The sequence below is a fragment of the Corynebacterium sp. UMB9976 genome (genome assembly GCF_030212265.1).
Taxonomy (GTDB): Bacteria; Actinomycetota; Actinomycetes; order Mycobacteriales; family Mycobacteriaceae; genus Corynebacterium.
In genome coordinates, this window is sequence record NZ_JASODY010000034.1 from 1 (window position 1) to 7,970 (window position 7,970).

Annotated in this window: 7 protein-coding genes and 1 pseudogene; 3 read left to right on the top strand and 5 right to left on the bottom strand. The window is 61.6% G+C overall.

All coding sequences use genetic code 11. The annotated features are described in order from the left end of the window. Positions 1–359 precede the first annotated feature (359 nt). The 4 genes from murA to QP140_RS09495 all read right to left on the bottom strand — a co-directional run bounded on the left by murA (position 360) and on the right by QP140_RS09495 (position 4,364). Positions 360–1,616, bottom strand: a complete 1,257-nt coding sequence (gene murA / locus QP140_RS09480) for a UDP-N-acetylglucosamine 1-carboxyvinyltransferase (protein ID WP_284759405.1) — start codon at positions 1,614–1,616, stop codon at positions 360–362. A 108-nt stretch (positions 1,617–1,724) separates the two neighbouring features. After that, a complete protein-coding gene (ramA, locus tag QP140_RS09485; RefSeq protein ID WP_148812820.1) occupies positions 1,725–2,600 on the bottom strand; it encodes an acetate metabolism transcriptional regulator RamA in 876 nt (291 codons plus the stop codon). A 336-nt stretch (positions 2,601–2,936) separates the two neighbouring features. Further along, the gene (locus QP140_RS09490; RefSeq protein ID WP_284759408.1) at positions 2,937–3,515 is read right to left on the bottom strand and encodes a DUF2505 family protein; all 579 of its coding nucleotides are present in this window, start codon (positions 3,513–3,515) and stop codon (positions 2,937–2,939) included. Between the two features lie 75 nt (positions 3,516–3,590). After that, positions 3,591–4,364 (bottom strand): enoyl-CoA hydratase-related protein, encoded by a 774-nt coding sequence (locus tag QP140_RS09495; RefSeq protein ID WP_284759410.1) that lies wholly within the window; start codon positions 4,362–4,364, stop codon positions 3,591–3,593. Between the two features lie 214 nt (positions 4,365–4,578). Here QP140_RS09495 and cysK point away from each other — a divergent pair, with 214 nt between their 5' ends. Continuing rightward, positions 4,579–5,514, top strand: coding sequence for a cysteine synthase A (gene cysK / locus QP140_RS09500; RefSeq protein WP_284759411.1), 936 nt, complete (start codon positions 4,579–4,581; stop codon positions 5,512–5,514). Positions 5,515–5,738: 224 nt separating this feature from the next. After that, positions 5,739–6,311 (top strand): annotated as a pseudogene (epsC, locus tag QP140_RS09505) (serine O-acetyltransferase EpsC); the annotation flags it as partial. 135 nt (positions 6,312–6,446) lie between these two features. Here the strand turns inward: epsC and QP140_RS09510 are convergent. Further along, positions 6,447–6,740, bottom strand: a complete 294-nt coding sequence (locus QP140_RS09510) for a GNAT family N-acetyltransferase (protein ID WP_284759413.1) — start codon at positions 6,738–6,740, stop codon at positions 6,447–6,449. A 253-nt stretch (positions 6,741–6,993) separates the two neighbouring features. Between QP140_RS09510 and QP140_RS09515 the strand changes: the two genes are divergently transcribed. Next, positions 6,994–7,970 (top strand): IS1249 family transposase (locus tag QP140_RS09515; RefSeq protein WP_442875039.1); only part of this gene is annotated, 977 nt, incomplete at its 3' end.

Here is a 7,970-nt window from a genome sequence, read left to right on the forward strand (position 1 = left end):
TCAGAACCGTTGATCTGCTTGGTTCATCACGCTATTGAGTTCTCAAACAACATATGCACACAACACTCCACAACCACACCACTGTGGTGCTTCACGTTGAGGCGGATTCCGAGCTTATCACCCCCATGAACCAGAAGCAAACCGGAGAAAAACTCACGATCACTCACTGTTCACCAAAGCTTGGTGATAAAGAAACAAGACCGAAAGGGGAACCCAACCACCCGGCATCAGCGCCGTCGGCCTTGCAGATCAATAATCTACACACACCCCACAACAAACACAAAACCCCAGGTCAGAACTAATTCTGACCCAGGGTTTCGATGTACATGCCCCGTGTTAGGCGGTGTCCGTCTGCGCTACTAGCGCTCCACCCGGCGAATGTCCGCGCCGAGGCTGCGCAGCGTGCCAACGAAGTCCTCGTAGCCACGATCGATGTGATAGACGTCGTGAACCTCGGTCTCACCATCGGCAATCAGGCCTGCGAGCACCAGCCCGACCCCGGCACGGATATCCGAGGACCACACCGGTGCAGAGGACAACTGACGTCCTCCTCTAATGACCACATGGTGACCATCGACGCTGGCGTCCGCACCAAGACGGACGAGCTCGTCGACGAAGCGGAAACGGGATTCGAAGATGTTCTCCGTGATCACGCTCATTCCCTCCGATGCCACGCACAACGCGATCGCCATCGGCTGCAGATCAGTCGGGAAGCCGGGGAATGGCAGAGTCTGATAGTCCACCGCAGTGGGCTTGGATTCCTGCACCACGCGGAAACCCGTCGGGTAGGTCTCAACCCGCGCGCCGGCGAGCTTGAGCTTCTCCAGCGGAAGGTGCAGGTGCTGCGGGTCGATGCCGCCGACGGTGACGTCCCCCTGGGTGATCGCCGCGGCATACGCCCACGTGCCGGCGACGATGCGGTCACCGACCACCTCATGCTCGACCGGGTGCAGCTTCTCCACGCCGGTGACGGTGATGACATTCGATCCCCCGCCCTCAACCTTCGCGCCCATCTCGTTGAGCATGTCGCACAGGTCGACGATCTCCGGTTCGCGAGCCGCGTTATCGAGGACGGTGACGCCATCGGCCAGAACCGCCGCGGTCAGGATGTTCTCCGTTGCTCCCACCGAAGGGAAGTCAAGCTTGATCTCCGCACCATGCAGGCCGTCGGTTTCCGCGACCACGCAACCGTGCTCAATCCGGGTGGTTGCGCCGAGCGTCTCCAGCCCTGTCTGGTGCATATCGAGGGGGCGGGAGCCAATGGCGTCGCCTCCTGGGAGGGCGACCCGTGCACGGTGACAGCGCGCGGTTAGCGGCCCAAGAACGGCGACGGATGCGCGGAACTGACGGACGGCGTCGAAGTCGGCGTCGTGATTGATCTCCGCCGGGACGTCGATGACGACGGTGCCGCCGTCCAGCTCAACGTCGCAGCCAAGGCCGCGAAGGACGTCCGCCATGTAAGGAACGTCCGAGATCTGCGGGCAGTTCTTTAGGACGGTCCGGCCCTCGGCGAGCATGGCGGCGCTCATGAGCTTAAGCACGCTGTTTTTCGCGCCGCTGACTTTCACTGCGCCCTGCAGCCGGGCGCCTCCATTCACCACAAAACTGTCGTTCACAACAGCCAAGGATACGCGTTAAAACCTTCCACAGCTGCCGACCGACGCCCCGTGGGGTGATGTGTGGAAATACGGCGGGGCGATGAATGCCCCGCGTAACCACTGGGTTTAAGGCAGTGCGCCGATGCGGCGGGCAGCATTGACCGCCTCGTATCGGGTGTGAGCACCAAGCTTGCGCATGACGGAGCGCAGGTAGCTCTTCACGGTTTCCGCGCCGATGCCCATCTCCTCCGCGGCCTCGACGTTCGTGTGGCCGAGGGCGACGCAGGACAAAACGTCCAGCTCACGGGCGGACAGCTTGGTGGTCTGCTTGACGCGGACCGGGGAGACCATCTGGGTGCACAGCGCCTCCAAGTCGCGGCGGAGGGTCTCGTCCTCCACGCGGCTGGCGAGCATGCGAAGCTTGGAGTGGGTCGCGCGGACCTGCTCCCATTCGGCACTGTTCAACGAGCCGGAGGGCTTCGGTGCATCCTCAGCGGCCTTGCCTTCCGAGGTGGATTGGGAAGGTTCGCCGGAGGCGCGCTCGCGCATCGCCTCGTTGATAGCGAGCTCCTGCTCGAGGCAGCGGGCGGTCATGGTCACTTCTTCAAGGACCTTATCCCCCAGGCGAGCTCGGGAGTGGATGCCGGCGTAGAGAACGCCCCGCAGCGAACGGCTCACGATCACTGGCACGGCAACGAGCGAGTGCAGCCCTTCATCGCAGATGAGGGAGTCGTACTCGTGGCTGATGGCCTTGGCTCGGGTGTAGTCGGAGACACCGACCGGACGCCGGGTGGCCATGACGCGTCCACCGACGCCCGCTGCGCTGATTACCTCGAGGTTTTCCAACGCAGGGGTACGAAGCCCGATCCAGTTGACGATCTGGAGCTTCTTCGCACTCTTGACTTCCCCGTACATGGTGACGGGGATTGCCGTTTGCGCCTTGAGGTAGTCCAGAGCCTTCTGGACTGCCTGATCGTCATCGCTAAGACGCCGCTTTTCCACGGATCACTCCCTTGTGTGCGGGAAGGCCACCGCGCAGGGCGCGGCACTTCCCCAGCGACCAACCAGGAGCACCGGTTTAGCGCGGCCGATGCTCCTGGCACTGTTACCCAACGGCCCGGCCGGCGCGGGGTGCCAAAACGAGCCGAAGTTTTTCCACCAAACACTCCCCCTTTTAGGGGCTAGCAGGTAGTCAAGCAAAGTATAGATCACCCGCTAACTACCCCCAAAATCCCCCCACTAAAGCAAAAACCGCCCGTGCACCAAGCCCTCAATCAGGAAATACACAGGCGGTTAGCAGAATCCACACGATGGACCCCGCTCGCTCGATCCTTCACGCTAGCGGCGAGACAATCCCTCCGCTTCGATGCGCGCCAGCCCCTTGTCGATGGTGTTATCCGCATCGCCCAGAATCTTGCGCGCGATCATGCCACCGACCATCGGGACCGGAACACTCACATCCACCGATACTTCGATAACAACGTCGCTAGACTGCGGATCCTTGCGCTGCGGTGTGTAGGTGAAGTGCATGCGCATCTCCCCCAGGCCCTGCGGGAGGGGCATGGCGGTTTCAGCCACGCAGGTCTCCCCCGTCAGCGGCTCAACGGTGGTGGTCTGCTGGAGACGCATCGGCTGCTTCGACTGTTCCTCCGCACCCGACTCGCCCGCAGCAGCCTCGGCGGCCTCGGTGGCCGCGGCGGCACCTTCGGCTGCAGCTCCGGCAGGCGTGATCTCTACCTGAACGTGAGCAGTGACCTGCCCCTCGGGAGTCCGAGCAATATCCGAGTCGACAATCTCGACCGTCGAGCCATCCGTGGGCTGGTCGACGCGCAGCAGGTACTCCTCGCTGCTCAGCACTCCGTACGCCTCTGCTGGCGAGAGCGCAATCGTCCTCTTGAAGGTCTTCTTCTTAGCCATGTTTCCTAGTGTGCCCCGTCGCTTTCTAAAAACCTAAGCCCACTCACCCCGTAACCGCCGGACGCGCGGCGATCCTTAGCGGTGTTGCCACTCCGGCTTGCGCTTTTCCACGAAGGCGGCCATACCTTCCTTCTGATCCTCCGTGGCAAACAGGGACCAGAAGGCATCGCGTTCGCTGAGCAGTCCCTGGCGCAGGGTGGTCTCGTAGGCGGCATCAACCATGTCGGTCGCGGCGGTGGTAGCAACCTTGGACATGCCCGCAACCTTGGCGGCGACCTCCTGGACCGCCTCGTCGAAGCCCTCGACGGGCAGCACGCGGGACACGAGCCCAGAGCTCTCCGCCTCCTGTGCATCCATCATGCGGCCTGTGAGGATCAGGTCCATCGCCTTAGCCTTGCCCACCGCGCGGGTTAGGCGCTGGGTGCCACCCATGCCCGGGATGATGCCCAGGGTGATTTCCGGCTGGCCGAACTTGGCCTTCTCACTCGCCAGCAGGATGTCGCCGATCATCGCAACCTCGCAGCCGCCGCCGAGCGCGAAGCCGTTGACAGCTGTGATGATTGGGGTCGAGACCTGCGCGACGCGCTCCCACTCCAAGAACATCTTCTTCTGACGGATCTCTGGGTAGGTCTCGGACTGCATCTGCTTGATGTCAGCGCCCGCGGCGAAGGCCTTATCGCTGCCAGTGATGACAATCGCGCCGATATTCGGGTCCTGATCGAAGCCCTCAACAGCGTCCACGACGGCGTGCATGAGTTCGCTGTTGAGTGCGTTGAGAGCCTCCGGGCGATTGAGTCGGATCGTGGCGACGCGGTTATTGGTGCTGGCGAGGATGACGTTCTCGCTCATCGTGACCTCTCTTCTTCTGGGGTATGCGCGTGAAATTGTTTCGCTGTTTTCTTCCGCTGCCCATTGTGCCCATTTTTGTTAGGGACGTCACCAGCTTGGCCAATTCCCGTCTTCACCATTGCCTCACAACCCCAAGGGCGGGTATCATAACGGGTAGACAGATCAGTCTATTTTACTTCAGGCTGATTCGCAACAAGGAAAGGTAAACCAGAAAATGGCAAAGATTTACGAGAACATCACCGAGCTCATCGGCAATACCCCGCTGGTCAAGCTCAACAAGCTCACCGAGGGTTACAAGGCTGATGTAGTACTGAAGATCGAGTCCGCCAACCCAGGCAACTCCGTGAAGGACCGTATTGGTCTGGCTATCGTTCAGGCTGCCGAGGACGCCGGCGAGCTCAAGCCGGGCGGCACCATTATCGAGGCAACTTCCGGTAACACCGGTATCGCACTGGCCATGGTCGGCGCGGCTCGCGGTTACAAGGTTGTACTCACGATGCCAGAGACGATGTCTAACGAGCGTCGCATCATGCTGCGCGCTCTTGGCGCCGAGCTGGTGCTCACCCCAGGTTCCGCCGGCATGCAGGGCGCTGTCGATAAGGCTAATGAGCTGGTCGAGTCCACCGAGAACTCCATCCTGGCTAGCCAGTTCAAGAACCCGGCCAACCCGAAGAAGCACTACGAGACCACGGGCCCGGAGATCTTCGAGGACACCGACGGCAAGGTGGATATCTTCGTCGCCGGCATCGGCACCGGTGGCACCATCTCCGGCGCCGCGAAGTACCTGAAGGAGAAGAAGGAGAGCATCGAGATCGTCGGCGTCGAGCCGGCAGATTCCCCGCTGCTGACCGAGGGCCGCTTCGGCCCGCACAAGATCCAGGGCCTGGGCACCAACTTCTTCCCGGAAACCCTCGATAAGGACGTCCTCGATCGCGTGATCGACGCCCCACTCGAGGAGTCGGTGAAGACCGCACGCGAGCTCGCGGTCTCCGAGGGCATCCTGGGCGGCATCTCCGGCGGCGCAGCCGTCTGGGGCGCACTGCAGGAGGCTCAGAAGCCGGAGAACGAGGGTAAGACCATCGTCGCGATCCTGCCGGACTTCGGTGAGCGCTACGTCTCCACCCTGCTCTTCGAGGACCTGCGCGACTAACAGAGGCAATCATCCGGGCTCATTCGAACCCCGGATCCAGCCCGCTCAACCTCTGCACGCCACCGCCGTTGGCATCCGGAATTAAAGTTTCGGGAATACGCCACGGCGGTGGCGTGCTGCATATGATGAGTATGCTTCCCTCCAACTGATGAAATGGCCCGCTGGGACACCCAACCCGGCAGCACAGGGAGCAAAAAAATCGATGTGAAGAAAGAGGATCGCGCGTGAGCATTTTTGCCACGATCCGGGAGGATCTGAAGAACGCCCGCCTGCACGACCCCGCCGCACGAGGCGATCTGGAAAATGCCATCGTGTACTCCGGGCTCCACGCCATTTGGGCGCACCGCGTGTCCCACAAGATGTGGAAGCGCGGCTGGAAGGGGCCAGCGCGAATCCTGGCGCAGTTCACCCGCTTCCTGACGGGCATCGAAATTCACCCTGGTGCGACGATTGGTCGGCGCTTCTTCATCGACCACGGCATGGGCATCGTCATCGGCGAGACGACGGAGATTGGCGACGACGTCATGCTCTACCACGGGGTGACCCTCGGCGGACAGGTACTAACTCAGACGAAGCGCCACCCAACGATCGGAAACGGTGTCACTGTGGGCGCGGGCGCGAAGGTGCTGGGCCCGATCACGATTGGCGATAACTCCGCCATTGGTGCCAACGCCGTCGTGACGAAGGACGCGCCCGCTGACTCGATCCTCACCGGTATCCCGGCGAAGGTGCGCCCGCGCCAGAAGGACCAGCGCACCCCGCTGGTGGACGCGGTGCACTGGGTCGCGGAAATGCAGAAGAGGAGCCCCGCCGAGGGATCGGGCGACGCGGGAAAAAATACCGCGAATGCCCCCAAGGGCGCGGCCGGTGGCGACGGCTCGAAGGCTGCCCCGTCGAGCACCGATAACGACGTCGACGGCGCCGTCTAGGACCTACTCGACGACGAGGTCGCCGTAATCGTCCTGGTTCTTCTCGACGAACCCCGCCACGGCCGAGCAGGTCGGGCGGACCTTCAGCCCCTCCTTGCGGGTGGCATCCAGTGCCGCTGCGAGGAGGGGCTTTGATAGTCCCTGGCCCCGGAATGCGGGGTCCACGACGGTGTGGTTGAAGTCGCGGACGCCGTCGGTGTCCTCGAATGCGGCAAAACCTGCCTGCGCACCGTCCACCTCGATGACGAAGCGGGCGACTTCCTTGCGGACCTGTCGCTGGGAATCTGATGCGGTCATGGCACTCCCCTTTCGCTGGGTTGGGTTAGCCCACCACGGAGGGCGGGCCTTGAACCTGCGATTTTACGCGGGTATGGCTGCCATCTCAGGCGGGTTAAGTGACAAAAAGTGTGTCTGATTTTCAGCCTATTTGCTGGTCAGGCCGCATAAAACGGGCTTATATAAGGTTCCAGACCTTATTCAGGCCCGTTTCTTGCTCAATCCACCGGAATGGCTCCTGCATGTGGTAACAGGGGCCTGGTTGTCTTTCTGGGTGACTCCAAACAGACCCCGATGCCCTATATGCGCTGGGCACATGAAGAAAAACGGCACCACAACCAAAGGGACAACCAGGTGGCGATGCAAAAACCCTGACTGCGGATGCTCAACAACACGACACCGCCCCGATCAGACCCACACCCGGGATTTCAAAGCGTTTCACACCTACGTCACCGGCACTGCTTCTTTAACCAAGGTGGCCGACACCTTGAATGTCTCCCGGCGCACACTCGACCGCCGGTTCACCTCATTGTGGCTTATCGATGTCCCTAACACCCCCGATCCCAACCGGGTCTACGACCAAATCTTCATCGACGGCACCTACACCGACGCTGGTTGCTTACTTGTGGCAGCCAGCCACGACCACGTCATCGCATGGCACTGGACACAACGCGAAACCGCCCACGCCTACACCCAACTACTCAAAAACATCGCCCCACCACTATGCGTTGTCCTCGACGGTGGCCAAGGCGCCTACTCAGCAATCAAAACCTGCTGGCCAACCACCCGCATCCAACGCTGCCTTGTCCATGCCCAACGCGTGGTCCGTCGCTACACCACCAGCCGTCCACGCACCGACGCAGGCAAAGCTATCTACGCCCTGGCGTTGAAACTGACCCGTATCACCACACTCGACCAGGCACGGGAGTGGACGCTGCGCCTGCATGACTTCGGACAGGTATTCAAAGCATTCCTCAACGAAAAAACACCCCTCCCCAAAGAACGCCGCACCCTCAACAACCAGTGGGAATGGACCCACCTGCGAGTTCGCAAGGCATACAACTCCCTACTGCACCTCTCACGGAAAGGATGGCTGTTTACCTACCTGCAGCCACCACCAGAAGCACTCGAACCACAGCGCTGGGCATCAACAACAAACAGCCTGGAAGGCGGCGTCAACGCCCAACTCAAACGCATCGCCGACGCCCACCGCGGCAGATCCGGGGAACGCCAACGCAAAATGCTCGAGTG